General features: G+C 72.9%; 24 protein-coding genes. 10 read left to right on the forward strand and 14 right to left on the reverse strand.

Annotation, left to right across the window (positions count from 1 at the left end):
* Window positions 1-6 precede the first annotated feature (6 nt).
* The 4 genes from K3N28_RS01810 to K3N28_RS01825 all read right to left on the reverse strand — a co-directional run bounded on the left by K3N28_RS01810 (window position 7) and on the right by K3N28_RS01825 (window position 3,522).
* Window positions 7-1,128, reverse strand: coding sequence for a Gfo/Idh/MocA family protein (locus K3N28_RS01810; RefSeq protein ID WP_228090763.1), 1,122 nt, complete (start codon window positions 1,126-1,128; stop codon window positions 7-9).
* Complete coding sequence (locus K3N28_RS01815; protein WP_228090764.1) at window positions 1,125-1,895, reverse strand: ThuA domain-containing protein; 771 nt, start codon at window positions 1,893-1,895, stop codon at window positions 1,125-1,127. The genes K3N28_RS01810 and K3N28_RS01815 overlap by 4 nt, the downstream gene beginning before the upstream one ends.
* A 79-nt stretch (window positions 1,896-1,974) precedes the next feature.
* Window positions 1,975-3,015 carry a LacI family DNA-binding transcriptional regulator gene (locus tag K3N28_RS01820; protein WP_228090765.1) on the reverse strand — a complete coding sequence of 347 codons (1,041 nt, stop codon included), beginning with the start codon at window positions 3,013-3,015 and terminating at the stop codon, window positions 1,975-1,977.
* A gap of 276 nt (window positions 3,016-3,291) precedes the next feature.
* Complete coding sequence (locus tag K3N28_RS01825; RefSeq protein WP_228090766.1) at window positions 3,292-3,522, reverse strand: hypothetical protein; 231 nt, start codon at window positions 3,520-3,522, stop codon at window positions 3,292-3,294.
* A 290-nt stretch (window positions 3,523-3,812) separates the two neighbouring features.
* Here K3N28_RS01825 and K3N28_RS01830 point away from each other — a divergent pair, with 290 nt between their 5' ends.
* The 4 genes from K3N28_RS01830 to K3N28_RS01845 all read left to right on the forward strand — a co-directional run bounded on the left by K3N28_RS01830 (window position 3,813) and on the right by K3N28_RS01845 (window position 6,800).
* Window positions 3,813-4,616, forward strand: coding sequence for a protein phosphatase 2C domain-containing protein (locus K3N28_RS01830; protein ID WP_228090767.1), 804 nt, complete (start codon window positions 3,813-3,815; stop codon window positions 4,614-4,616).
* Window positions 4,617-4,710: 94 nt separating this feature from the next.
* On the forward strand, window positions 4,711-5,349 hold the full coding sequence (locus K3N28_RS01835; RefSeq protein WP_228090768.1) for a VOC family protein: 639 nt from the start codon (window positions 4,711-4,713) through the stop codon (window positions 5,347-5,349).
* 214 nt (window positions 5,350-5,563) lie between these two features.
* The gene (locus tag K3N28_RS01840) at window positions 5,564-6,109 is read left to right on the forward strand and encodes a hypothetical protein (RefSeq protein WP_228090769.1); all 546 of its coding nucleotides are present in this window, start codon (window positions 5,564-5,566) and stop codon (window positions 6,107-6,109) included.
* 82 nt (window positions 6,110-6,191) lie between these two features.
* Entirely contained in the window at window positions 6,192-6,800 is a 609-nt protein-coding gene (locus tag K3N28_RS01845; RefSeq protein ID WP_228090770.1) for an alpha/beta fold hydrolase, read from the forward strand.
* Between the two features lie 41 nt (window positions 6,801-6,841).
* On the opposite strand, the gene K3N28_RS01850 is transcribed toward K3N28_RS01845, so the two are convergent.
* The 5 genes from K3N28_RS01850 to K3N28_RS01870 form a co-directional block, all read right to left on the reverse strand.
* Window positions 6,842-7,441, reverse strand: coding sequence for a TetR/AcrR family transcriptional regulator (locus K3N28_RS01850; RefSeq protein WP_228090771.1), 600 nt, complete (start codon window positions 7,439-7,441; stop codon window positions 6,842-6,844).
* 13 nt (window positions 7,442-7,454) lie between these two features.
* Window positions 7,455-8,891: an MFS transporter gene (locus K3N28_RS01855; RefSeq protein ID WP_228090772.1), complete on the reverse strand. Its 1,437-nt coding sequence runs from the start codon at window positions 8,889-8,891 to the stop codon at window positions 7,455-7,457.
* 190 nt (window positions 8,892-9,081) lie between these two features.
* A complete protein-coding gene (locus K3N28_RS01860) occupies window positions 9,082-9,537 on the reverse strand; it encodes a hypothetical protein (protein WP_228090773.1) in 456 nt (151 codons plus the stop codon).
* Between the two features lie 150 nt (window positions 9,538-9,687).
* A complete protein-coding gene (locus K3N28_RS01865; protein ID WP_228090774.1) occupies window positions 9,688-10,044 on the reverse strand; it encodes a hypothetical protein in 357 nt (118 codons plus the stop codon).
* 195 nt (window positions 10,045-10,239) lie between these two features.
* Window positions 10,240-10,911 (reverse strand): glyoxalase, encoded by a 672-nt coding sequence (locus tag K3N28_RS01870; RefSeq protein ID WP_228090775.1) that lies wholly within the window; start codon window positions 10,909-10,911, stop codon window positions 10,240-10,242.
* Between the two features lie 164 nt (window positions 10,912-11,075).
* On the opposite strand from K3N28_RS01870, the gene K3N28_RS01875 reads away from it, so the two are divergent.
* Window positions 11,076-12,236 (forward strand): cellulose binding domain-containing protein, encoded by a 1,161-nt coding sequence (locus K3N28_RS01875; protein WP_228090776.1) that lies wholly within the window; start codon window positions 11,076-11,078, stop codon window positions 12,234-12,236.
* 45 nt (window positions 12,237-12,281) lie between these two features.
* Here the strand turns inward: K3N28_RS01875 and K3N28_RS01880 are convergent, their stop codons facing one another.
* Entirely contained in the window at window positions 12,282-13,037 is a 756-nt protein-coding gene (locus K3N28_RS01880) for a GAP family protein (RefSeq protein ID WP_228090777.1), read from the reverse strand.
* 174 nt (window positions 13,038-13,211) lie between these two features.
* Between K3N28_RS01880 and K3N28_RS01885 the strand changes: the two genes are divergently transcribed.
* Window positions 13,212-14,516 carry a BNR-4 repeat-containing protein gene (locus K3N28_RS01885; RefSeq protein ID WP_228090778.1) on the forward strand — a complete coding sequence of 435 codons (1,305 nt, stop codon included), beginning with the start codon at window positions 13,212-13,214 and terminating at the stop codon, window positions 14,514-14,516.
* Window positions 14,517-14,612: 96 nt separating this feature from the next.
* On the opposite strand, the gene K3N28_RS01890 is transcribed toward K3N28_RS01885, so the two are convergent.
* Together K3N28_RS01890 and K3N28_RS01895 are read right to left on the reverse strand one after the other, a co-directional pair.
* Window positions 14,613-15,482, reverse strand: coding sequence for an alpha/beta fold hydrolase (locus K3N28_RS01890; protein WP_374209667.1), 870 nt, complete (start codon window positions 15,480-15,482; stop codon window positions 14,613-14,615).
* Window positions 15,483-15,487: 5 nt separating this feature from the next.
* Window positions 15,488-17,011, reverse strand: coding sequence for an FAD-dependent oxidoreductase (locus tag K3N28_RS01895; protein WP_228090780.1), 1,524 nt, complete (start codon window positions 17,009-17,011; stop codon window positions 15,488-15,490).
* Window positions 17,012-17,088: 77 nt separating this feature from the next.
* On the opposite strand from K3N28_RS01895, the gene K3N28_RS01900 reads away from it, so the two are divergent.
* The 3 genes from K3N28_RS01900 to K3N28_RS01910 are packed head-to-tail and all read left to right on the forward strand — an operon-like array spanning window position 17,089 to window position 20,491.
* Window positions 17,089-18,765, forward strand: coding sequence for a serine hydrolase (locus tag K3N28_RS01900; protein ID WP_228090781.1), 1,677 nt, complete (start codon window positions 17,089-17,091; stop codon window positions 18,763-18,765).
* An 11-nt stretch (window positions 18,766-18,776) separates the two neighbouring features.
* On the forward strand, window positions 18,777-19,448 hold the full coding sequence (locus K3N28_RS01905; RefSeq protein WP_228090782.1) for a response regulator transcription factor: 672 nt from the start codon (window positions 18,777-18,779) through the stop codon (window positions 19,446-19,448).
* A complete protein-coding gene (locus K3N28_RS01910; protein WP_228090783.1) occupies window positions 19,445-20,491 on the forward strand; it encodes an ATP-binding protein in 1,047 nt (348 codons plus the stop codon). Before K3N28_RS01905 ends, K3N28_RS01910 begins: the two co-directional genes overlap by 4 nt.
* A 38-nt stretch (window positions 20,492-20,529) precedes the next feature.
* On the opposite strand, the gene K3N28_RS01915 is transcribed toward K3N28_RS01910, so the two are convergent.
* Entirely contained in the window at window positions 20,530-21,459 is a 930-nt protein-coding gene (locus K3N28_RS01915) for an aldo/keto reductase family oxidoreductase (protein WP_228090784.1), read from the reverse strand.
* 22 nt (window positions 21,460-21,481) lie between these two features.
* On the reverse strand, window positions 21,482-22,537 hold the full coding sequence (locus K3N28_RS01920; protein ID WP_228090785.1) for a 2-dehydropantoate 2-reductase: 1,056 nt from the start codon (window positions 22,535-22,537) through the stop codon (window positions 21,482-21,484).
* Window positions 22,538-22,719: 182 nt separating this feature from the next.
* On the opposite strand from K3N28_RS01920, the gene K3N28_RS01925 reads away from it, so the two are divergent.
* Entirely contained in the window at window positions 22,720-24,456 is a 1,737-nt protein-coding gene (locus tag K3N28_RS01925) for a bifunctional UDP-sugar hydrolase/5'-nucleotidase (RefSeq protein WP_228090786.1), read from the forward strand.
* Window positions 24,457-24,731 lie beyond the last annotated feature (275 nt).

Genomic DNA, 24,731 nt, shown 5'->3' on the forward strand with positions numbered 1-24,731 from the left:
CCGGATTCACTCACTGCGATGGCTCCTCTGGCTCAGGACTTCGCGGACCGAGGTCCAGGCTTTCATGGCCGCGAGGACGTCGGCGTTCCGCTCGGTCGCGATCGCGGCCTCATAGGAGCGGTCGAGCACGTCGTCGATGACGACTCGCCGGCCCTGCGCGGCGCTCTGGGTCGCGGCCTCGACCATGGCGAGGCTCATGACGTTGGCGTGCACGCGCCCCATCGGTTCGGTCCCGCGGCGGACGGCGGCGACGAACTCGCGCAGCGAGCCCGCGATCTCCAGTCCGGGATCGTCGACCGCGGCGACGGCCTCCTCCGGGTCGGCGCGGGGTTCGCCCTCCCCGTCCCACAGGACGGTGCCGCGCTCGGCCGAGATCCGCCAGGAGCCGTTCCAGGAGGTCTCGAAGCCCGGGCTGCACCAGCTGCCGTTGAAGGTGAACCGGGCGCCGCCCTCCATCGCGAAGACCGCGGTCGCGGCGGCGTCGCCGGCGTACCAGCTCCACGCCGGGTTGTACTCCTCGCAGGAGACCGAGACGGGGTCGGCGTCGAGGAGGAACCGGGCCATGTCGAACTGATGGATGGCCATGTCGAGCAGCAGCGGGCTCGCCATCTCGTCGCGGAAGCCGCCGAACCTGGGGGCCTTGAAGAAGTCGACGGCGACGATCCCGACGGCCCCGAGCCCGGCGAGCCGCCGCTTCGCCCGGTGGAGCGCGTGGTGGTAGCGGCGGGACTGACTGACCATGAACAGCTGCCCGGTGAGCTCGGCCGCGGCGGCGAGCGAGAGCCCTTCGGCGACGCTGGCGGCGACCGGCTTCTCCCCTAGCACCGGGAAGCCCGCCAGGAGCGCGGCCGTGGTGACCGGGTGGTGGGCCTCGGGGACGGTGGCGTTGACGATGGCGTCCGCGCCCGCGCGGCGGGCGAGTTCGACGGCGTCCGAGCCGACGGCGAGGCCGGGGATGCCGGTCTCCTGCGCGGCCGATTCGGCCGCGGCGGCGAAGAGGTCGGCGATGCCGACGAGTTCGGTGTCGGGGTCGGCCTGGATGGCGCGGGCCCAGGCCCGTCCCATCCCGCCGGCGCCGACCACGATGAGGCGCAGCGGGCCTTCGGTTTCGACGGTGCGGAAGCTCATCGCTCGAACGCTCCCCGGTAGCCCTGGCCGTTGAAGAAGTCGTCGGTGTCGTAGCGCAGCAGCGTGGGCGTCTCGCGCTCGCGGTCGGGCCGGGCCCATTCGATGCCGTTGGCGATCACGTGGTTCACGTCGGGGTGGTGGTAGACGGGGAAGTCCTGGTCGCCGGGGCTGAAGTAGAAGATCCGGCCGAATCCGCGGCGGTAGGTCATGCCGCTGCGGAAGACCTCGCCGCCGGTGAAGCCGCTGATGAAGATGAGCTCGTCCGGGGTGGGCACGTCGAAGTACTCGCCGTACATCTCCTGCTCGGGGATGACGATCGGGTTCGGGATGCCGCGGGCGATCGGGTGCTGGGGGTTGACGGTCCACACCAGTTCGCGGTCGTGCTCGCTGCGCCAGCGCAGCGTGCAGGTGGTGCCCATGAGCTTGGTGAAGATCTTGGACCAGTGCCCGGAGTGGAGCACGACGAGGCCCATGCCGGCGAGGACGTGGCGGTGGACGCGTTCGACGACCTCGTCGGCGACCTCGTGGTGGGCCGCGTGGCCCCACCAGACGAGCACGTCGGTCTCGTCCAGCACGTCGGCGGTGAGGCCGTGCTCGGGTTCGTCGAGCGTGCGGGTGGTGATGCTGGCCCGCTCGCCGAGCCACTCCCCCGCGCCTTTCGCGATGGCGCCGTGCATCCCGTCCGGGTAGCGCTCGGCGACGGAGGGTTCGAGTTGTTCGTGCCGGTTCTCGCCCCACACGACGACTCGGATCGGCTGGTTGGTCATGTTGTCGGTCTCCTTGGTAGGTGTTCGCGAATTGTGAGCTTAAAATCCTGAGTGCCGGTGTCTTCGGAGGCGTTTCCGATCATGGGGCGGGGTCGGTGCTGGAGCGGACGACGAGCGTCGGCGGCAGCAGGAGGTGCTCGGGTTCCTCGGGCCGGTCGATGACGAGGCGGACCAGTTCGGCGGCGATCCGCGTCGACGGCTGGCGGACCGAGGTGATGCCCACGGTCCCGAACGAGGTCAGCGGCGTGTCGTCGTAGCCGGTGACGGCCACGTCCCTGCCGGGGACGAGGTCGCGGCCCTGCATCGCGATGACGACGCCCGCGGCGAGGGGGTCGGCGACGCAGATGATCGCGGTCGGCGGCGTGACCGCCTCGAGGAGGCCGGCGGCGACGTGGACGCCGGTGGCCAGGTCGCGGCCGCAGTGGACGATCCGGTCGTCGGCCACCGATCGGGTGAGCCCGCGGCGCAGGCAGGCGTCGCGATAGCCGATCTCGCGCTGGACCATGGTGACGCTGTCGGGGTCGGCGCCGACGAACGCCAGTTCGCGGTGCCCGCGGTCGGCGACGTGGTCGACGGCGGTCGCGATGCCGAGCGCGGCGTCGGCCTCGGCCCAGCTCCACGGACTCGCGAACGCCTCGCCGGTGCGCCCGTAGGCGGCGAACGGGAGGCCGCGCTTGCGGAGTTCGACCGGCCGGGGGTCCGCCGACTCCACGTTGGAGATGATGAAGCCCGCGGCGGACTGGCCGAAGTACAGGTTCTCGCAGGCGGTCATGAGCGCCTCGGTGCCCTGCTCGGTGACGAGGGCGAGGTTGCGGTCGGCCTCCTGGCAGGCGGCGGCGAGGTCGTGGAGGAACGCGTCCATGTACTCGTTGCCGACCGCGTCCCGGGCCGGGAGGACGTAGGCGATCTGCCGCGGCTGCGCGAGCCTGAGGCTGCGGGCGACCAGGTTGTTGCGGTAGCGCAGTTCGCGCATCGCGGCGTGGACCTTCGCCTGGGTGGCCTCGGAGACGATGGCGGGCCGGTTGATGACGTTCGAGACGGTCATGACCGAGACGCCCGCGAGGTCGGCGACGTCCGCCATGCTCGGCTTCCGCCGCGCGGCGGAGGACTTGCCGCTCATGCGCCGCCCTCCGTCCGGTGTCCTTCGGCCCGCGGCCCCGGAAGGGGTCCTGCTGACGCGCCGCTGGCGATTTTAAGCATAAAGTCTCGCGGCGGGCAAACGCGGGGTCTCGTCGGATCCGGCGCGGACCGGGACGGCCGGGCTCCCGGTCCAGCGGAGAGGGCGGGAAAGGGCAGGGACGCCGGCAGGCGCGCGGCCGCATACCGGCAGGGACGTCAAAGGGCGGGCGGCCTCTGCAGGCCGCCCGCCCCGGCACTCGTGGGGAACGACGCTCGGTCAGATGCCGTGGTCGTTCCTGAAGTCTTCGACGGTCCCCTGCGCCTGGTCGCCGGCGTCCTGCGCGGCGTCGCCCGCGCCTTGCGCCGCGTCTCCGGCCTGCTGCGAGAACTCGCCCGCCTGCTCTTCGAGCGGCACGTCCGTCGCGTCGCCGAGCATTTCGCCGGCCTGGCCCTTGGCCTCCTCGACGGCCCCGGTGACCAAGTCCTTCATCTCGTTGAACTTGTCCATCAAGCCCATGTGTCCACCCCCTGTTTCGCTTCGTCCTGTCCACTATAAGGGCCGGAACGGCGGAACGGTCGCGTCGCTTATGGTGCAATGTGCACGGTTCCCGCCCGAACCGTTCTTACTCGCCGGTAATACGGCCTTCGCGGACGCGTGCCGGAACCTGGCGGGCTCGCTCGGCGCCGGAGGGCGACCGAGGACGAGTCGGCCGCCGGGCGGGGCCTGGAGGGCGCCCCGACCCGCCCGAGGAGACCGAGACCCCCTGGCCGTCTGCGGCGGCGGTTACGGTGGAGGCCATGCGCTTCCATGTGTCAGCGGCGTCCGCGCCGGGGGGCGGTGCGCCGAACGAGGACCACTTCCTCGTGTCGGACCGGTGGGCCCTGGTCCTCGACGGCATCACCCGCTACCCCGACGACGGCTGCGTCCACGACGTGCCCTGGTACGTCGCCCGGCTGGGGGCCGCGATCGCCTGGCAGCTCGCGGACCCCGGCGTTCCCTTGGGGACGGCGCTGGCGGAGGCGATCACGGGCGTCAACCGCCGGCATGAGGGCGGCTGCGACCTGGCGAATCCGGTGTCGCCGGGCGCGACGGTCGGGATCGTGCGCGTGGCGGGCGGCGACCTCGAGTGGGCCCTGCTCGGCGACTGCTCCATCGCATGGCGCGATCGCGAAGGGGCGCATCAGGTCCGGTCCGACGAGCGGCTCGTCGGCCTCGTGGACCCGCCCGCCGCGGTCGACGTCGGCGGGATCCGGCGCTACGCCGTCGACTACATCGCGCGGGTGCGCAACCGCGAGGGCGGGTTCTGGGTCGCCTCGACCGATCCCGGGGCCGCCGCCATGGCGTACACGGGGTCGGTGGCCGCTGCGGAGGTCGGTGAGATGCTGCTGTGCACCGACGGGCTGACGCGGCTCACCGAGCGCTACGGCCGCACGTGGCCCTTCCTCTTCGACCTCGCCGCCGCCGAAGGGGTCGAAGGGCTGATCCGACTCGTTCGCGAGCACGAGCAGGCCGGTCCTGCAATGGGAAAGCGCCACGACGACGCCACCGGCGTGCACCTCCGCTTCCCGGCGCCGCCCGCCGGCGAAGCGACTCTTTACTGACAATGATTGTCGCTATAGAATCGGTGGCGGCGGGGCGCGAAGCGCGCGTTCGCGTGCGGAGACCCGCCGCGCGCTCCCGAGGAGGGCGGAACCGATGGAGATCGATCACGTCGTACTGGCGGCCAGGTCCAAGGCCGAGGCCGAGCGCGTACTCGCCGAGGCCGGGCTCGGCATCGCACGAGGCCGGGCCATTCCCGGCCTCGGGGTGTCCAACCTCGTCGTGCCGCTGCGGCAGGGCCAGCTGCTGGAGATCCACTACCCGAACGGTGAGCCGCCCGCGCCCGACGCCCCACCGCTGCTCCGGTTCCACCTGGAGGCCCTCGACGCGAATCCCCGCGCCTCCATGACCGCGATGGCGTGGCTGCTCGCTTACGAGGACGAGCGGCGACTCCGCGGTCTCGCCGCCGCGAACGGGATGTCCGTGATCGAAGCCCCCGCGGAGGGGCCCGGATTCCCGCCGTACCTGCTGGCCGGGTTCGGCGCGAACTTCGAGCGTCGGCATCTGCCCTGCCTCATCCACTGGCCGGAGGGCTTCCCGTCGCTCAGCGCCGAGCACCGCCGCCGCCCCGTCGGCATCACGCGCATCGACGTCGCCGGTCCCGCCGACGAGATCGAGGCCTGGTGCGGCGGCGCCCCGAACGGGTGGCGCGCCCTCCCCGGCTCCGGCGGTCCACTGCGGGTCGCGATCGGCTTCGAGGACGGGGAACCGGTCACGCTGGGCCTTCCCGGGTAGCGCTTGACGCGGAGGTTCGGGTCTCTCTCCGATCGCGTTGCGCCCGCGATGCACCCGCCGCCGCCGGTCAGCGAAGCGGCCACCCGCTCCTTCGGCCTGACAATGCGGCATCAGAGGGACATTCGCATCACGGTAAAGTCGTGGCGGCGTTCGCGGGCTGAGCCGACGGGGGGCTGAGATCGAAGGGCATTGCGCTGGAACCGGTCGCCGCCTCATGGCGGCGGCGCTGTCGGCGCTCGCCTTCGGGTGGCTCGGCTGGCGCACCTCCCACGCGCTCTCCACCCGGCTGTTCGACCACGTCCACGAGCAGGACACCGGCGCCGCGGCGTGGAGCCAGAGCGGCCTCGCGGGCTCGGTCGGGCTCCTCGCCGGGTGCCTCGCGCTCGGATCGCTCGTGGCGGTCCTGGCCTCCGGACCGCGCGCCCACTCCGCGAGCGTCCGGACGGCCAGCGTGCTGTCCGCCGGGGCCTTCGTCACCGCGGACTTCGCCGAACGCGTGCTCGCCGGCGATCACGCGATCCCCTCCGCGCTCGTGCTCGCCATCGCCGTCGGCGTCCACACGCTGTTCGCCGCCGGGGCGTCGATGCTGTGGCACGGCTGCGTGGGCGCGCTGCTCGAGACGCGCGCCTGCTTCGAGGAGAACCGGCGGCCGGTCACGGCCCGCCGTCCGGCGCCGCCCCGGCCGCGGGCCGAACGCCTGCTGCCGCTCCATTCGGGATCGACCTTCGAGGGGCGCGCGCCGCCGTGCGCGGCGGCGTGACCGATACCGCCGCCACCGACGCCTCGTCCGCGAACGCGCCCGGAAGGGCGCCGCCGTCCCTCCCACAGGCAGGAGCCGCTCAGTGCTGCCCCGACAACCCGAAGACCACCGGCGCGACCACGACCACGACATCGACTGGACCGGCGAGCAGTGGGGCTCGCACGGCCGCCCGGTGCTCATCCTCAACGGCCCCGCGCACCATCGCACCGCCTGGTGGCCCGTCGCGGCGCGCCTGGCCGACGCCCACGCGGTCACCGTCCTCGAGCTGCCCGCACGCCGCTCGCCGCACTCGCTCGCCGAGGAGCTGGCCCTGCTCACCGTGCGGCAGGGCACGAGGGCGCCCGTGCTGATCGGCCACGGCTTCTCGGCGCTCGTCGCCTCGCTGTTCGCCCTCCACTACATCGCGCACGCGGTGGTGGCCGTCGAACGGAGCCTCGACACGCGGCCCGGGGCCGCGGCGGCCGAGGACGTCGGCACGCTCGCACTGCTCCGCGAGCTCACGGGCGGGCCGAGCGTCATCCGCTGCCCGTTCCTGTCGGTGTTCGCCGCCGAGCCGCGCCCCGGCTACGCCGACTGGCTCAAGGAGCGGATCCCCGCGTCCCGCTGCGCGGTGTACGGCACCGCCGGGCCCTATCCGCATCTCGAGGACGGGACGCGGTTCATCGCCGACGTCCGGGAGGTCGCCGCCTGACTCGGCCCGCCCGCGGGTCCCGCCGCGACACGGCGCGGGCGTCAGGCTCGGTACAGCGACCCGAGGCTGGCGACGAGGACTTCCGGGGCCTGTTCGGCGGTGAGGCGGCCCGCGGAGATCTCGTCGGAGGCGGCGTGCACGAGGCTGTACAGCGCCGTGACCATCCACGACAGGGGCAGGTCGGTGCGGAAGACGCCGTCGTCCTGCCCGCGGGTGAGGAGTGCCTCGATCCGCCGCAGGATCGGGTCGTGGCGTTCGCGCAGCCATTGCGGGGATAGGTCGCCCACGACGTTGTCGCGCAGGTTCCGGTTGCGCTCCATGAGGTTCCACTGCCGGCGCAGGATCCGGGCGAGCGCTTCGTCGGCCGCACCCGAGGTGTCCACGTCCCGCCAGGCCGCTTCGGTCTCCTCGAACGCCCGCTCGATCAGGGCCTGGGCCAGTTCGGTGCGGGAGGGGAAGTGCCCGTAGAGGGTCACGCGCCCGACCCCGGCGGCTTCGGCGACCTCGGCGACGCTCACGCCGGGCCGGGAGCTGTAGAGCTCGAGTCCTGCGGCGAGGATCTTGTCGATGCTGCGCTGGGCGTCGGCACGGCGCTGCCCGCTGGGCCGCCGTGCCGACGCGGTGGTCTTGCCGTCGGCCATGCCTGAAGGGTAGCTAGTGGCCGTGGGGGCCGCCGCCGGTCTCGACCTTCCCGCCCGGGACCAGGAGCAGCGCGACGACGGCGGCCGCACCGGCGGCCACGGCGCAGACGAGGAACGCGTCGGTGAAGCCCGAGAGGGTCGGGATGCTCACCCCGATGCTCGCGGCGGCCACGGTCGACATCACCGCCACGCCCACGCTGCCGCCGAGTTCGTGGAAGGTGGTGACCATGCCCGAGGCCACGCCCGCCTCCTGCGGTTCCACCTGGGAGAGCGCCGTCGCGTTGGCGGTGATGAACAGGGTCCCGAGGGCGAAGGCGCCCAACGCGAGTCCGGGGACGACCACGGTGGCCGCCTGGCTGTCGGTCTCCAGCATCGCGAGCCAGGCCGAGGCGGCGGCCGCGAGCAGCATGCCGGCCACGGCGATCGGGCGGGGGCCGAGCCTCCCGATGAGGCGCCCGGCCAGCTGCGCGCCGATCGTGGTGGCGACGGCGACGGGCAGGAACAGCAGGCCGGTGCGCAGCGGCGAGTACGCGGCGAAGTCCTGGAGGTACAGCGAGCCGAGGAAGAAGAACGAGATCAGCAGCGCGGTCGCCATGAGCATGAGGAACGCGCCGGTGACGACGGTGCGGCGGGCCAGCAGCGCCACGCGCATGAGCGGCGCGGCGGTGCGCCGCTCGACGAGGCCGAAGACCGCGTAGAGCACGACCGCGGCGGCCAGGGCGGTGAGCGTCGTCGCGGAGGCCCATCCGTGGTCGCCCGCGCGGACGAGGCCGAAGATGAGCGCGGCGGTGGCGGCGGTGACGAGCAGCGCGCCGGGCGCGTCGAGGCGCTCGCGCTGCGCGACTGAGGCGTCCGCGGGGAGCAGGGCGGGCAGGAGCACCAGGATCAGCGCGCCGATGGGCACGTTGATGTAGAAGATCCACTGCCAGCCGGGCCCGGCGGTGAGCACCCCGCCGACGAGGACGCCCACGGCGGCCCCGGCTCCGGCGATCGCCGAGAGCAGGGCGAGCGCGCGGTGGCGTCGGGCGCCGTGGAAGACGGTGGTGACCGTGGACAGGATGGCGGGGGCCATGAGGGCCGCGCCGAGGCCTTGGACGAGGCGACCGCCGAGCAGGACCGGTCCGGTCGGGGCGAGTCCGGCGGCGAGTGAGGCCGCGACGAAGAGCGCGAGCCCGGTCCCGAGCATCCGGCGCGGGCCGAAGAGGTCGGCGAGCCGGCCGCCGAGCAGCATGAGGCCGCCGAAGACCAGGGTGTAGCCGGTGACGATCCAGGTGAGCGCCTCGCGGTCGAGGCGGAGGTCGGCGCCGATCGAGGGCAGCGCGATGTTGACGACGGTGATGTCGATGATGAGCATCGCCTGGGCGGTGCACAGCAGCGCCAGCATGAGGCGGGGCCGCGGGAGCGGCGGCGCGACCGGGGCGGCGGGCTCGGGGTGGTGGATCGCGGACACGATCACTCCTTAACTCGAACATGTATGTACGAGTTTTAGCGTAACCGCGTTCGCTCCATAAATCAAACAGTGGTGTTCGACTTATCGTCGGGGTCCGGGAACGCCTGAGGCCCCGGCGGGTCTCCCCGCCGGGGCCTCACGGCAACCGGAAGCGACGGCCGTACCGCTCAGGGCACGGCTCCGGCCGGTCTCAGATCGCGGGCATGCGCATGGCCTGGCGGGACCGGAGCGCGGCGAACATGGGCTTGCGGGAGGGCGACTCGGCCAGCCCGCTGTGGAGGACCGCGGTGATCGCGACCGCCGCCGCGGCGTCGTCGGCGGCGGCCACCCCGGCGGAGATCATGTCGAGGATCTCGTCGGCGGCGGCCGTCACGAGCTCCGGGTCGGCCTTCTTGGAGGCCTTGGAGAAGCCGAAGGCGAGGTCGCTGTCGCCGACGACGTTCCAAGCGGCGCAGGTGTGCAGGCGCCGCCCGTACCCCGTGCCGTCGATCCAGGCGTCCACCAGGAACACCAGGATCCGGTCCTCCCGCTCCCAGAGCAGGTCGCCGTCGAGCAGATCCGACAGCGCCGGGAGGCGCTGCGCCTTCGGATACTTGGAATCGACGACGGCCGTCGCCTCGGCAGGGGACAGGTAACGGTAGTTCATACCTCAACGGTAACCGGCCGGAGCGTCATAAACCCAATGCCCGGACCATGCGATGCCACTCCGGATGCGGAAACCGGGCCGCAGGCGCCCGCCGGCGCGTCGCGGGCCACGCGAGCGAGCCGCGGATCACCCGCAGAGGGCCTTGCGGGCCTAGCCGATGGCGTCGCAGTGCGGCCGGATGGTCTCCACGATCGTGGGGCCCTCGGCCTCCTCGACGCCGAAGAGCTCGGCGGCGTCGCGGGCGAGCTGCTCCTCGTCCTGCTTGTCCACGGCCTTCTGGCACACTTCCCGCGCGTTGTCGAGCAGGTCCTGCGGGCTCATGTCGGGGACGATCTCCCACAGTTCGGAGGCGAGGTCGGTGGGGAACTCGGAGGCGAGCTCGTCGAGGGACGACTCCCAGTCCGAGAGCGTGGGCGAGTCGACCGGCAGGTCGATGCCCTCTTCGCTGCACGCCGAGAGCGCCAGGAGGGCGCCGATCGCGAGTGCGGCCAATGCGCGTCGTGCCATGTGCGTTGCTCCGTTCGCGTGGTGTTGCGGCCACGCTAACAGGCGCGGGCGGCGGCGGCGTCCCAGGCGGGAGCGGAGCTGCCGGGTACGTCACCCGCGCCGGCCTCCACGGTGGAGCGCTCAGCGCCGGCGACCGGTCCGGCGCGGGCCCTCCTCATCCGCGGCCGGGGCGGGCGGACACCGGCCTCCCCGCGTCTAGACGGCTTCCCATTCGAAGCCGTCGGGGTCGGTGAAGGCGCCGAGGTCGCCGCCGATGACGATCCGGTGCGAGCCGGAGCCCTCCTGGTCGACGAAGGCGCTCTTGGCGATGAACTTGCGGCTGTAGAGCCCGAGCGACACGCCGTTCTCGGGCGCCTCGAACTCGACGTACTTGCGTCCGAAGCTCTTCGCCACCTTCATGCCGCGGTCGATGTAGAGCTGCTTGGTCGCGGCGACGTCGGCGACGCCGAGCCCGAGGTTGACCTCCTCGACCTCGCGGACGACCGGGCCGCCGTCCTTCTTCTTGGAGGTGGCGATCTTCCAGATCGCGCCCCACGGGTCCCGCAGGACGGCGCCGTAGCCCCAGAGGCTCTTCTCGGCGGGCTTGACCGCGGCGGCCCCCGCGTCGAGCGCGGTCGCCACGAAACTGTCGACGTCGCCCGGCTGGGCGACCACGAGCGAGAGGGCGTAGCCGCGGAAGCCGGTGCTCGGCTCCTTGGCGGGCCGCACGCGCAGCCGGCCGTCCGCGCCGAGGTCGAAGGCGGCGGCGTAGAACGCCTCGGCCGCGGCGGTGTCCTCGACTTCGAGGGTGACGGTCCGGATCCCGGTGGCGGTCATGGTGGACTCCTTCAGCATCGTGCGCTTCACGGACGTGTTCCGCTTGCTCATGTGCGCAACGGTATGGCCGCGAAGGGCGACGGGGCTTCTCGATTCCTGACCAGTCCGGCCCGCTCCCCTTTGCGACCGGTTTGCGGCTATATTCGTAAACGTCGATGTATAAGTCATGTCCGCCGGCGGTTGGGTGGTGCGGACCCAGCCTGAGAGGACAGTGCATGCGAGCCATGCGAAACCGGCCGCGGAGGTTCGCGGCCGTCGCCGCCGCCTGTGCGGCGCTCGCCGCGGGGACGATCGGCGCGGTCGCGGCGAGCCCGGCGCACGCCGACGCCTGCGAATCGATCGACTACACCGTCGTGAGCTCCTGGAACGGCGGCCACCAGGCCGCCGTCTCGCTCACGGCCGGGACCGAGGCGGTGAACGGCTGGACGATCGGATTCGACCTGCCGGTCGGAGCCGCGGTCCAGAGCGCCTGGAACGTCGAATGGGGCCAGTCCGGGCAGGCCTTCACCGGCTCGGACGTCGGCTGGAACGCGAGCGTGGCGGCCGGGCAGACCCGGGAGCTGTTCGGGCTCGTCGTCTCCGGCGGCGCGGCGGCGCCCGCGGCGTTCACGCTCGACGGGATCGGCTGCGGCGCCGAGGAGCCCACCACGAGCGAGGAACCCACCGAGACGCCGAGCGAGGACCCGACCACGGGCCCGCCGGCCGACTGCCCGACCGGTGCCGTCTGCGACGACTTCGAGGACCAGGCCGGCGCCGTCCCCGGCGGGGACTGGACGGTCGGCGCGAACGACTGCACCGGCACCGGCATCGTCGCGGTGGACACGGCGGTCGCCCGCAGCGGTGACACCTCGATCCGCGTCGAGGGCGGCGCGACCTACTGCAACCACGTCTTCATCGGCCGGGACCTGCCCGCCGACGCCGAGTGGTTCCGCGTCTACATGCGGCACACCACGCCGCAGCCGCAGAACCACACCACGATGATCGCCATGGAGGACCGCGCCGACGCGGGGACCGACCTGCGCCTGGGCGGCCAGAACGGCGCGCTCCAGTGGAACCGCGAGTCCGACGACGCGACCCTGCCGGCGCAGAGCCCGGCCGGGGTCGCGCTGAGCGAGCCGCTGCCGGTGGGGACCTGGACGTGCGTGGAGTTCCGGATCCAGGGCGGGAACCTCGCCACCTGGGTCGACGGCGCGCTCGTCGAGGGCCTGGTCGTGGACGGGGCGCCGACCCACGACGTGGACGCGCAGTGGCTCGCGAAGTCGGGCTGGAACCCGGACCTGGCGGACCTGCGGCTCGGCTGGGAGAGCTACGGCGACGACGCCGACACCCTCTGGTACGACGACGTCGCCTTCGGTCCCGAGCGGATCGGCTGCTGACACGGCGGCGCCCCGGCGGGACTCCCGCCGGGGCGCCGCGCTTCGTCAGAGGCGGAGGGCGAACTCCAGCAGGTCCAGTCGCACGGCCGCGTCGCGGGCCACGAGGAAGCCGACGATGCCGAGCACCCAGCCGGTGGTACTGGCGGCGTGCTTGACCATCCAGTCGTTGATCTTCACCAGCAGCGGCTCGATCGCGTTGCGGGCCGCGAGCCGGGCGGCCAGGAGCACCAGCGCGGGCAGCACCATCACGAGGCAGTACCCGGCCATGGTCAGGGTGGTCGGGCCGGCGCCGAGGCCGGCGGAGGCGACCATCCCGATGGCCGCCAGGTACGGCAGCATCGTCGCGACCTCGATCGAGGCCGCGGTCAGGGCGAGGCCCGCGAGCGGCAGCACCGAGGCGCGGGTGCTCGTCCCGCCCTCCGCCGCGTCCTTGGCGTCCGCGTCGATCCCGAGGGCCCGTTCGCGCCAGCGCGACAGCCGGCCGCCCTCCTTGGTCCGCTTCTTCGAGTCGAAGCGGAAGCTCAGCGCGAACAGGCCGACGCCGATGAAGAGCTGCACCCAGGAGGCGGGGCGGGTGTTCAGGAGCGCGCCGATGTCGTCGATGAACGTGGTGGCGCCCAGGACGATCGCCATGCCGACGAGGAAGTAGAAGACGACGATGGTGCCGAGGTAGACGAGCATCCGGCCGGCCCGCACGCGGCCGGGGGCCAGGAGGAGCCAGACGGGGATGAGCAGCGTGCCGAAGCTGGTCGAGTCGATGAGCGCGAGCGCGGCCAGCGAGGCGGCGAGGGCGAGGTCCATGCTCTGAGCGTAGGAACGCGGCGGGTGCGGCCGCGTCGGCCGCGGGAGTGAGGTTCGCGGGCGGGCCTGCATCTTTGGTGGCAGTCCGAAAGGCGCGGTCGAAACCGGCTCGCGACTGGATACCGCTTTCAGATAGTGTCGGACGTCAATGCATCCCCGCCGAAGGAGGCCCCCGTGCACCCATCAGGTCCCGCCGAACCGATCGTCGTCAACGACAACGGCGCGTGGTGCTGGTTCCAGGACGAGCGGGCGCTCGTCGACCCCGAGACGCAGACGCTCGTGGCCGGTTCGATCGCGGCCGCCGAGGGACCGGGCGGCGAGGCCCGCTCCGGGAACGTCGAGCTGTCCGTGGTGGACCTGCGCTCGGGCGCCTCCACGGTGGTCGTGCTGCACGAGCGCATGGAGGTGGACGACCACGACGTGCCCGCCCTGTGGCGCCGCTCGGACGGCCGCTGGCTGGCCGTCTACACCAAGCACAAGAGCGACGACCTGACGCGCTGGCGGATCTCGGAGCCGGGCGACCCGACCCGGTGGGGCCCCGAGCGGACCTTCGACTGGAGCCCGTTCACCGGCGGCCGCGGCGTCACGTACTCGAACCTGCGCGCCATGGGCGGGCGGCTGTACTGCTTCGCCCGCGCGGTCAACGACGACCAGTGCGCGCTCGTCTCCGACGACGAGGGCGAGACCTGGGCGTACGCGGGGAAGCTCTTCACCAGGCCGAAGGTCGGCTACGTCAACGGCTACACGCGGTACGCCGCGAACGGCGACCGGATCGACCTGGTGACCACCGACCACCACCCGCGGGACTTCGACAACTCGGTCTACCACGGCTACCTGGAGGACGGGGCGCTTCGCCGCAGCGACGGCAGCGTGCTCGACCCCGCAGCGCTGCAAGGCGACGCGCCGACGCAGGCGGACCTGACGACGGTGCTCGCGGCGGGCTCGCGGTGGGGCGGCGAGCGGATGTCGCACTGCTGGACCACCGACATCCGCACCGGCGCCGACGGCTCGGTCGCGGCGGTCCTGACCTCCCGCGCGGGCGAGGACGAACTGGACCTGGACCGCGGCGAGGCCGCGCCGGACCTGAGGTTCTTCTACGCGCGCATGTCGCCCGGCGGCGAGTGGACCGTGAACGAGCTGGCGAAGGCCGGGCCCGGCCTGATGCCGCACGAGCAGGACTACACGGGGCTGGCGGCGATCGACCCGTACGACCTCGGCTCGGTGTTCGTCTCGACGCCGATCGACCCGCGGGACGGCTCGGCGCTGGCGCATCGGGAGATCTTCCACGGCCGCGCCGCGGCCGCGGGGGCCTTCTGGGCGTGGACGCCGGTCACCGAGAGTTCCGAGGTGGACAATCTGCGGCCGATCGTGGCGCCGGGCGACCCGTCGCGGACCCCGCTGCTGTGGTTCCGGGGCCCGATGACCGCCTCGCAGCACTACCGGTGCGAGGTCGTGCTGCTGGATCTCCCCCGCGCCTGAGCGCGGCGGCCGAACGCCGCGTCGGGCTGCCGACCGCCGACGCGGACTTCCCCGACTCGGCGCCCTGGGCCGAGGGCGACGCCGATGCGGCGTTGCTCAACGCCCGCTGAGGAACGCGGTGAGCGCGGCGGCGACCTCGCCGGGGGCCTCCTCGGCCATGTGGTGCCCGGAGTCGATCACGGCGGTCTGCACCGGCCGTTCGCACCACGGCTTCCAGATCGCGGCCGGGTCGCCGTAGAGCCGCTCCATGTCGTCGTGCCGCGACCACATGGCCAGGACCGGGGCGGTGATGCGGCGACCGGCCGCACGGTCGGCGGCGTCGTGCTCGCGGTCGACGGTGAGTCCGGCGCGGTAGTCCTCCAGCATGGCCCGCACGGTCCGCGGGTCGGTGACGGCCGCGACCATGTCCGCGTAGTTCTCGCGGCCCATGCGCGATTCGTCGGGCCGGTACCAGGCGAGCGGGTCGGCGGTGATCACGCGTTCGGCGTGCGGCGAGGAACCGAAGAAGAACCAGTGCCACCAGGCGGCGGCGAAGTCGGCGTCGGCGCGCTCCAGGGCCTCGATCAGGGGGACGCCGTCGCACACGGCCAGGGCGGCGACCCGGTCGGGGGCGTCGAGGGCGGTCCGGTAGGCCACGTACGCGCCGCGGTCGTGGCCGGCGACGGCGAAGCGGTCGTGGCCGAGGGCGCTCATGAGGGCGGTCAGGTCGGCGGCCATGGTGCGGTCGCAGTAGACGCGGTGCTCGGGGTCGGGTTCGGGTTTCGCGGAGCGGCCGTACCCGCGCAGGTCGGGGCAGACGACGGTGAAGCCCTCGGCGGCGAGGGCGGGGGCGACGCGGTGCCAGGTGGCGTGGGTGCGCGGGTGGCCGTGCAGCAGCAGGACGGCCGGGCCGGCGCCGCCGGATCGGCCGTGGAGCGCGACGCCCGGTGCGACGGGCAGGTCCCATTCGCCGAAGCCGGGGAACAGACCCGTCACTCGGGGTCCTTCCGCTCGAGGGGCGCGGTGGCCGGGCCTTCGATGACGCTGCCGTCGAGATCGAAGCGCGAGCCGTGGCAGGGGCAGTCCCAGGTGCGTTCGGCGTCGTTGAAGCCGACGATGCAGCCGAGGTGGGTGCACTTCGCCGAGAGCGTCCGGAGCCGCCCGTCCTCGCCGCGGTGGACGGCGAGGCTCTCGCCGTCGACGTGCACGACCGCGCCCTCGCCGGGGCCGACGTCGTCGAGTTCGGTCCGGCGCGCGGCGATCCGGTCGCCCACGAAGTGGCCGACGACCTGCTTCTGGAACGAGGCGAACCGGACGGCCTCCCGGCCGGGGTGGACGCGGGCGGGGTCGAACAGCTCGCTCCATGCGGGCGGTTCGCCGGCGACGAGTCCGGCGATGAGGCGTCCGGCGGCGACGCCGTTGGTCATGCCCCAGCCGCCGAATCCGGTGGCGACGTAGGCGCGTTCGGTGCCGGGCAGGCGGCCGATGTAGGGCAGGCGGTCGGTGGTGTGGTTGTCCTGCGCGGCCCAGTGGTGGCCGACTTCGGTGAGGCCGAAGCGCTCGGCGGCCCAGGCGGCGAGCCGTTCGAATCGGCCGGTCACGTCGGGGCTGCCGGGCGTGAAGGCCTCGCCGGTGACGATGAGGAGCCGCCGCCCGTCCGGCAGGGGCGCGGTGCGCACCGACCGGGTGTTGCCCTCGGCGGTCCAGTACATGCCGCCGGGGTCGGCCTCGGCGGCGATGGGCGCGGCGACGACCGCTTCGCGGTGCGGGGAGAGGCGGCCGAAGAGCCGGACCCGGTCGACGATCGGGTAGTGGGTGGCGACGACGACTTCGAGCGCGCGGATCTCGATGCCGCTGCCGAGCCGCAGCACGTGGGGGGTCGCTTCGAAGTCGATGTCGGCGACGCGGGAGCCCTCGAAGATCCGTCCGCCTCGGGCGATGAAGTCGTCGGCGAGCGCGAGCAGGTAGCGGCGGGGGTGGAACTGCGCCTGGTTCTCGACGCGGACGGCCCCGGCCACGGGGAAGGGCAGACCGGTGTCGACGGTGAAGGACGCGTCCAGGCCCGCCGCGGAGGCGGCGTCGGCCTCGGCGGTGATGCCCGCGAGGCCCTCGTCGGTGTGGGTGTAGGCGTAGGCGGGGACGCGTTCGAGTTCGCAGTCGACGCCCAGCTCGGCGGCCGTGGCGGCGACGTGCTCGATCGCCTCGGTCTGGGCGGTCGCGTACTGCCGTGCCGTCTCGGCCCCGAAGGACTCGCTCAGGGGGCCGTATATGAGCCCGTGCTGCGCGGTGAGCTTCGCGGTGGTGTGCCCGGTGACCCCGGCGGCGACCCGTCCGCCCTCCAGGAGGGTGACGGAGCGGCCGGCGCGCGCGAGCTCCCAGGCGGTGCAGAGCCCGGCGATGCCCCCGCCGACGACGGCGACGTCGGTCGAGAGGTCCTCGGAGGCAGGCGGATGGAAGGCCGCCTCCGTGGAGGCCATCCAGTACGACTTCGGCTGTCCTGAAATGAGCGTCACCATCTGGAACTACCCAGCAGGGCCGACTCCATGCCGATCGTTTACACCCGGTTCACGGCCCGGGCCCTACCGTTCGGCCCATGAAGCGCATCTCTCTCAACGGTTCTCTCATCTGTGCGGCGGCGATGCTCGCGTCCGCGTGCTACACCTCCGCTGAATCCCACCAGCCCGACCGGGCGGCCGGCTGCGAACCCGAGCTCCTGGCCGCGCTGGGCCAGTGGGCCGACGTCGGGTTCAGCGGGACGGTGGCGATCGAGGGCGGCGGCCGCTACTGCCGGGCCGCGTTCGGCTCGGCCGACGTCGCGGCCGGGACCGCGAACACCGATGCGACGGTGTTCGGCATCGGCTCGGTCAGCAAGGCGTTCACCGCCGCGGCGATCCTCGACCTGGTGGACGCGGACGCGTTCGCCCTCGACGACCGGGCGGGCGACCTCCTGCCCGGTCTCGGCGGTCCCGCCGCCGAGGCCACCGTGGAGCAGCTGCTGCTGCACACGAGCGGCATCGAGGGCTCCCACGGCGCCGACCACCGGCCGCTGGACCGCGACGAGGCGATAGCGGCCATCAGCGCCCTGGAGTCGGCGTTTCCGCCCGGCACCGACTACCTGTACTCGAACGCCGGCTACTCGCTCCTGGCCCTCATCATCGACGAGCAGTCCGGCTCGTCCTACCGGGAGTACCTGGACGAGCAGATCCTCACGCTCGACAGCGGGCACATGGGCGGGTTCTGGGACGGCGAACCGGCCCCGGCGGGGCCGCGCGCGATCGGCTACACGGAAGGGGAGCCCGCGCCGGAGACGGGCGGCTTCGCCGGACCGCACTGGGCCATGGCCGGCAACGGCGACCTGGCGATGACCGCCGCCGAGCTCGGCGCCGGCACCGCGGCTCTCTTCACCGGTGAGCTCCTCTCGCCCGAAGCGGTGGACATGCTCATGAGCACCGGCTTCGACCACGGGGACGGCACCACCGAGCTCCCCGGCTGGGTGTCGATCGACCCGGAGCTGCTCGGCGTCCCCGTCATCGCCGCCTCCGGGGGCGGCGGCGACACCGGCCACAGCGCGGTCACGGTCTGGCTGCCGGAGACCGCCACGACCATCGCGATCGCGAGCAACACCGACGAGGTCCTGCCGGACGAACTCCTGGAAGTGCTCCTCCCGGCCGTCGTCACGGGCGAGCCGATGGCGGTCCCCGATGAACGGGCCGAGGTCGACCCGGCCGAACTCCAGGCGCGCGCGGGCGTCTACGCGCTCGACTCCGGCTCGACGCTCACAGTCGCCGCCGAGGACGACGGCCTCCTCGTCACCGCCGAGGGCGCCGACGCCGTGGCCGCGATGTTCGGCTCCGACGACTTCACGGTCGAGGACGCCGCCGCCCACGAGGACGCCGTCCTCGCCCTCCTGGACGGCGAGTCCGCCGTCGGCCGCGCCGAACGCGACGCGATCGAGGCCGAGATCGGCCCCATCACCGGCGTCGACCTCGCCGGGACCGCCGACGAGGACGGTGAACTGCGCACCTACGTGCGCGTCCACGGCGAGGACGGCGACATGCTCGTGTGGTACGCCCTGGACGACCAGGGCCAGATCGCGGCGCTGGAGTACGACGCCGGACCGCCCGCGTTTACGCTGGTGCCCATGGGCGAGGGCGAGTACCGTCCCGACGAGCCGATCGCCGCGGAGGCCGCGGTCGAGGTGTCCTTCCAGGACGACCTGATGACCGTGACCGGACCCGACGGCGCGGTCGACGCCCGCCGCACCGCCTGAGGGGAGACGCCGTGCGCATCCTGCTGGTCGAGGACGACCGCGACCTGGGCCCGGTGATCGCGATGGGCCTGCGCAACGAGGCCTATGCCGTCGACCTGGCGACCACCTGCGCCGACGCCGAAGAGCTGCTGTGCGGCAACGACTTCGACGTGGCCTGCCTCGACCTGGGCCTGCCCGACGGCGACGGCCTGGCGCTGCTGCGGCGCCTCGGCGCGGACCCGGCGCTGCGCCGGCCCCGGCGGCTGCTCGTGCTCACCGCGCGCGACGCCGTGGAGGACCGGGTCGCGGGCCTGGACGCGGGCGCGGACGACTACCTGGTCAAACCGTTCAGCTTCCAGGAGCTGGCCGCGCGGCTGCGGGCGCTCTCGCGGCGCTCGGACGTCCTCGACGCCGTCCTCCACGTCGGGGACCTGCGGCTCGACTCGGCCGCGCACCGGGCCTGGCGCGGCGACGAGGCCCTGGACCTGACCCCGAGGGAGTTCTCGATGCTGCGCTACTTCATGCACCACCCGGGGCGCGCCGTCAGCGCCGAGGAGCTGCTGGAGCACGTGTGGGACGCGCAGGCCGACCCGTTCACCGCCTCGGTGCGGGTGATCCTCAGCCGCCTGCGCCGCAAGCTCGGCGAACCCGGCCCGATCACCACCGTCACCGGCGTCGGCTACGTGCTGCGGGAGTCGCCGTGATCGGGTCGCTGCGGGTCCGCCTCGCGCTCACCGGGTCGCTGGCGATCTACCTGCCGGTGCTGCTGGTCTTCGCCGTCACCATGCTCAACCGCTCGGAGGAGAGCCGGGTGGCGCCGGACGGGACGGAGCACGTGGTCGCCTCCACCGGGATCGAGCCGACGCCCTGGGCGGTGTTCACGGTGCTCGCGCTGCTGCCGGTCACCGCGGCGCTCGCGTGGTGGTGGTCGGGCCGGGCGGTGCGCCCCTTCGAGCGGATCCGCGAGGCGGCCGAGCGGATCGAGGCCGCCGACCTGAGCCTGCGGGTGGGCACCGCGCACGGGACGACCGAGGCGATCGGCCTCGCCGCCGCGTTCGACGCCATGCTCGACCGCCTGGAGCGGTCGGCGCAGGTGCAGCGGCGGCTCGTCGAGGAGACCAGCCACGAGCTGCGGACCCCGCTGGCGGTGCTCATCACCGGCGCGGACGTGCTGCTGCGCCACCCCGAACCGGACCTGGACCTGTACCGGGAGGGCTTGGAGCGCAGCCGGAACGCGGCCGAGCGCCTGCGGGACGCCGTGGGCGAGCTGCTGGTGGACGCGCGCGGCCGCGCCCGGGTGATCGACCGGCGGCCGACGGACGTGACCGCGCTGGTGCGCGAGGTGTTCGAGGAGGTGGGCGCGTTCGCCGCGTCGCGGTCGGTGCGGCTGGAGCTGCGCGGGGGGCCGGCGGAGGCCCCGGTGGACGGCCCGAGCATCCGGCGGGCCGTCGCGAACCTGGTCCACAACGCCGTCAAGCACGCCCCGGCGGGCACGGCGGTGGCGGTCGCGGTGGAGCGCTCGGCGGGGACGATCGCCGTGCTCGTCGCCGACGCGGGCCCGGGCGTCCCCGCGGTCGAACGGGACCGGGTCTTCGAGCGGTTCTGGCGGGGCGACCGGGCCCCGGGCACGGGCCTGGGGCTGCCGATCGCCCGCCAGATCGCACAGGCCCACGGCGGTGACGTCACGCTGCTGGACGCGGAGGAGGGCTGCCGGTTCCGGCTCGACCTCCCGGTGCCGGAGGCGTGAGGCCGGACCGCGCGGGGGCGGCCCGGCCAGGATTGTCCTTAGGGGACGAGGTGGCCGGCGGCGATGAAGAGCTTGTACCACTCCTCGCGGGTGAGCGGGACCTCGGATCCCGCGGCGGACTCGGCGACGCGGGTCGGGTTCGTGGTGCCGAGGACGACCTGCATGTCCGCCGGGTGGCGGGTGATCCAGGCGACCGCGATCCCGGTGGGGGTCACGTCGTACTTCGCGGCCAGGTCGTCGAGCATGTCGTTGAGCTCGGCGTAGTGCTCGCGGTCGCCGAGGAAGACGCCGTCGAAGAAGCCCTTCTGGAACGGCGACCAGGCCTGGAGGGTCATCTTGTTGATCCGCGAGTACTCCAGCAGCCCGTTGTCGCGGTCGATCGCCTGGTCCTGGCCGGCCATGTTCGCGGCGACGCCCTGGGCGATGAGCGGCGAATGCGTGATCGACAGCTGCACCTGGTTGTAGAGCAGCGGCTGCCGCACGGCGGTCTTGAGCAGTTCGACCTGCAGCGGGGTGTGGTTGGAGACGCCGAAGGCGCGGACCTTCCCGGCGGCCTCGAGCGCGTCGAAGGCCTCGGCGACCTCTTCGGGCTCCATGAGCGTGTCGGGCCGGTGCAGCAGCAGGACGTCCAGGTAGTCGGTGTTCAGCGCCGCGAGCGACTCGTCGACGCTCGTGAGGATGTGCTCCTTCGAGAAGTCGAAGAAGGGGTGGCGGATGCCGACCTTGGACTGGATGATCACCTGCTCGCGTTCGGCGGCGGCGAGCTTGACGGCCTGGCCGAAGCGGGCCTCGCAGCCGTGTCGGGGCGGGCCGTAGATGTCGGCGTGGTCGAGGACGTTGATGCCGGCGTCGCGGGCCGCGCCGTAGAGGGTGCGGATGTCCTCGTCGGTCATCTCGGCGATGCGCATCAGGCCGAGGACGACGTTCGAGGGACGCGGGCCGGCCCCGGGGATCGCGAGCGTTTTCATAGCGTTCTTCCTGCCTATCGCGTTAGTTGACCGATAAAGTACCACGGTTCGGGGTACGGCCGGGCCGACCCGCCGCGGCGCTCCTGGCACGGCGGACCTCGCCGAGGAGCTCGGGGCCCGACCAGTCGCGGCGCCCGCCCGCCTCGGCGGCGTGGACGAGGGCGGCGAGGCGCTCGTTGACGGGCGCGGTGCGGCCGCGCTCGGCCGCGAGCGCGGCGATCTCGCCGTTGAGGTAGTCCACTTCGGTGGGTCGGCCCGCTTCGAGGTCGTCCCATGTCGAGGACCGCGCGAGCGGGTCCATGGCGAGCATCTTCGCGGCGGCGCGGGTGAACACGGCGTCGGGCAGGCCGAACAGGAGCGGCAGCAGGCGCGAGTCGAGCCCGGCCGTCTTGGCGGGGCGGATGCCCGCGGCCCGGAAGACCTCGAGCGCCTCCCGGACGGCGATCCCGAGGCAGCGGCGGTAGTCCCGTTGCGAGAGCTGGGTCTTGAGCGGCAGTCCCGAGAGCGCGTTGACCGGGTTGTTGAGGTTCAGCAGGAGCTTCGCGGCCTGCACGCCGGTGAGATCGGCGTGGCGGGCCAGGGGCAGCCCGGCGTTCGCGAACGCGGTCGCGTGCGCGTCGAGCGCGGAATGGTCCTGGACGGCCACCTCCCCCACCGTGCCCTGGTGGAAGCGGCCCTCGCCGAGGTGGACGACGTTGAAGGCGACCATGCCCGGCAGGACGACCGCCTCCGGCAGATGCTCGCGCAGGACGGCGGCGTTGCGCAGCCCGTTCTGGAGGCTGACGACGACCGCGCCCGGCGCGAGGTGCGGGGCCAGCCCCTGCGCCGCCGCGGCGGTGGCCGCGGACTTGACGGTGACGAGCACCAGGTCGGCCCCGGCGGCGGCCTCGGGGACGGTCGCGTAGTCCGGCTCGGGCACATGCAGTTCGGCGCCGCGCAGATCGGTGAGGGTGAGACCGTGGGCGGCGGTCTCGCGGGCGAGGCGCTCGCGGCCGACCAGGACGACGTCCGCGCCGGCCGCCGCGAGCCTGCCGCCGACGTAGCAGCCGATGCTCCCGGCGCCGTACACGCAGATCATCCCCAGATGCTACTGCCCCGCCGCCGCACGGCCGCTCCTCCGTTTCCGCAGATCCGTTCGCGCCGAATCGTTCCGGCACGGCCACCCGTCGTTCAAGATGGGGTCATGGGATGACACCGGGAAACGGGTGCCACAATCCACGATCATTCCTCGAATACCTCGGTGCTGAGACAGGAGCGACCATGTCCGCCGACCGCAGAACCCTGCTCGGGGCATCGGCCGCCGCGGCCGAGCAGCCCAAGCGCTACTCCTTCACCGTCATGGGGACCACCGACCTCCACGGCAACGTCTTCAACTGGGACTACTTCGCCGACAGGGAGTACAGCGACGCCGCCGGCAACACCCGCGGCATCGCCCGCATCGCCACCCTCGTCAGGCAGGTCCGCGAAGCCGAGGGCCGGGAGAACACCATCCTCATCGACTCCGGCGACACCATCCAGGGCACGCCCCTGGCCTACTACTACGCCCGCGTCGACCCCATCGCCGCCCCGGCCGGCCCCGTCCACCCCATGGCCCGGTCCATGAACGAGATCGGCTACGACGCCGCCGCCCTCGGCAACCACGAGTTCAACTACGGCCTCGACACCCTCCGCCGATTCGAGTCCCAACTCGACTTCCCGCTCCTGGCCGCCAACGCGATCGACGTCGAGACGCAGCAGCCCGCCTTCCCGCCCTACCACATGGTCCGCCTGCGCACCGACTGCGGCGAAGACGTCAAGGTCGCCGTCCTCGGCCTGTGCACCCCCGGCGTCGCCGTCTGGGACAAGGCCTACGTCGACGGCGTCCTCGAGTTCCCGAGCCTCGAAACCGAAGCGGCGCACTGGGTACCGAAGCTGAAGAAGATGGGCGCCGACGTCGTCGTCATCTCCGCCCACTCGGGCACCTCCGGCGCCTCCGCCTACGACACCGCTGCGGGCCTCGGCGTCGAGAACGCCTCGGCGCTCGTCGCCCGGCAGGTCAGCGGCATCGACGCGATCCTCGTCGGCCACGCCCACGCCGAGATCGAGGAGATGCGCGTCGCCGACCCCGACGGCCACGAGGTCGTCCTCTCCAACCCCCTCTGCTACGGCCAGCGCCTCACCCTGTTCGACTTCGAACTCGTCCTGGAGCGCGGCGAATGGAAGGTGGAGTCGGTCAAGGCCTCCCTCCTCGACTCGAACGAGGTCGAGGAGGACGAGCGCATCGCCCAGATCCTCACCGACGAGCACGACGAGGTCGTCGCCTACGTGAACCAGGTCGTCGGCCGGGCCGTGATCGACCTCGACACCGCCGAGGCCCGCTACAAGGACGAGCCGATCATCGATCTGATCACCAAGGTCCAGGAGGACACGGTGAAGGCCGCGCTGGCGGGCACCGAGCACGCCGACCTGCCCGTGGTCGCGCAGGCGTCGCCGTTCTCGCGGACCTCGCTCATCCCCGCCGGGGACGTGCGGATCAAGGACCTGTCGAGCCTCTACATCTACGACAACACGCTGGCCGCGAAGCTCATGACGGGCGCGCAGATCCGCGACTACCTCGAATACTCGGCCGAGTACTTCGTGCGGACCGCCGCGGAGGCGACCGCGGACCCGGCGGCGATCACGAACGCGGGCGACCGGCCCGACTACAACTACGACTACGTCTCGGGCTTCACGTACGAGATCGACATCGCCGAACCGGCGGGTTCGCGCATCGCGAACCTGAAGCACGCGGGGGCCGAGGTGGACGATGCACAGCGGTTCGTGCTGGCGGTCAACAACTACCGCGCCAACGGCGGCGGCAACTTCCCGCACGTCGCGGCCGCCGAGGAGCTGTGGAGCGAGTCGATCGAGATCCGCACCCGGATCATCGAGTGGGTGACCGCGAAGGGCGCGCTGGACCCGGCCGAGTTCGCCTCGGTGGACTGGATCCTCACCCGCGAGGGCGCCCCGGTCTTCTGAACACCGCAGGGAGCACGGCGCCGCGGGCCGAGGGCCCGCGGCGCCGCCGCTATATCGCGGGCGGTCCGGCGGCCGCCTCGACGACGACCGCTCACCGCGGCGGGCCGCCTTCCTGGGGGCGCCGATCCCTTCGCGAGCGTGCGCTTCGAAGGACGGACCGCCGTGGGCGCCGACGACTGGCGGAACCTGCTGCGGCGCGGCCTCGACGACACCGCCCCGGCCCGACCGTCCCGCTCCCGACTCCGGGGCGATGCCTGCCGGCGCGCGACGCGGAC

Origin of the sequence: Glycomyces sp. TRM65418, from assembly GCF_019710475.1 — a bacterium.
GTDB lineage: Bacteria > Actinomycetota > Actinomycetes > Mycobacteriales > Micromonosporaceae > Glycomyces.

Excerpts from the sequence above, each read along its gene's own strand:
- K3N28_RS01810 (WP_228090763.1), bottom strand. The coding sequence starts at position 1,128 with ATGAGCTTCCGCACCGTCGAAACCGAAGGCCCGCTGCGCCTCATCGTG.
- K3N28_RS01815 (WP_228090764.1), bottom strand. The coding sequence starts at position 1,895 with ATGACCAACCAGCCGATCCGAGTCGTCGTGTGGGGCGAGAACCGGCAC.
- K3N28_RS01820 (WP_228090765.1), bottom strand. The coding sequence starts at position 3,015 with ATGAGCGGCAAGTCCTCCGCCGCGCGGCGGAAGCCGAGCATGGCGGAC.
- K3N28_RS01825 (WP_228090766.1), bottom strand. The coding sequence starts at position 3,522 with ATGGACAAGTTCAACGAGATGAAGGACTTGGTCACCGGGGCCGTCGAG.
- K3N28_RS01830 (WP_228090767.1), top strand. The coding sequence starts at position 3,813 with ATGCGCTTCCATGTGTCAGCGGCGTCCGCGCCGGGGGGCGGTGCGCCG.
- K3N28_RS01835 (WP_228090768.1), top strand. The coding sequence starts at position 4,711 with ATGGAGATCGATCACGTCGTACTGGCGGCCAGGTCCAAGGCCGAGGCC.
- K3N28_RS01840 (WP_228090769.1), top strand. The coding sequence starts at position 5,564 with ATGGCGGCGGCGCTGTCGGCGCTCGCCTTCGGGTGGCTCGGCTGGCGC.
- K3N28_RS01850 (WP_228090771.1), bottom strand. The coding sequence starts at position 7,441 with ATGGCCGACGGCAAGACCACCGCGTCGGCACGGCGGCCCAGCGGGCAG.
- K3N28_RS01860 (WP_228090773.1), bottom strand. The coding sequence starts at position 9,537 with ATGAACTACCGTTACCTGTCCCCTGCCGAGGCGACGGCCGTCGTCGAT.
- K3N28_RS01865 (WP_228090774.1), bottom strand. The coding sequence starts at position 10,044 with ATGGCACGACGCGCATTGGCCGCACTCGCGATCGGCGCCCTCCTGGCG.
- K3N28_RS01870 (WP_228090775.1), bottom strand. The coding sequence starts at position 10,911 with ATGAGCAAGCGGAACACGTCCGTGAAGCGCACGATGCTGAAGGAGTCC.
- K3N28_RS01875 (WP_228090776.1), top strand. The coding sequence starts at position 11,076 with ATGCGAGCCATGCGAAACCGGCCGCGGAGGTTCGCGGCCGTCGCCGCC.
- K3N28_RS01880 (WP_228090777.1), bottom strand. The coding sequence starts at position 13,037 with ATGGACCTCGCCCTCGCCGCCTCGCTGGCCGCGCTCGCGCTCATCGAC.
- K3N28_RS01895 (WP_228090780.1), bottom strand. The coding sequence starts at position 17,011 with ATGGTGACGCTCATTTCAGGACAGCCGAAGTCGTACTGGATGGCCTCC.
- K3N28_RS01900 (WP_228090781.1), top strand. The coding sequence starts at position 17,089 with ATGAAGCGCATCTCTCTCAACGGTTCTCTCATCTGTGCGGCGGCGATG.
- K3N28_RS01915 (WP_228090784.1), bottom strand. The coding sequence starts at position 21,459 with ATGAAAACGCTCGCGATCCCCGGGGCCGGCCCGCGTCCCTCGAACGTC.
- K3N28_RS01920 (WP_228090785.1), bottom strand. The coding sequence starts at position 22,537 with ATGATCTGCGTGTACGGCGCCGGGAGCATCGGCTGCTACGTCGGCGGC.
- K3N28_RS01925 (WP_228090786.1), top strand. The coding sequence starts at position 22,720 with ATGTCCGCCGACCGCAGAACCCTGCTCGGGGCATCGGCCGCCGCGGCC.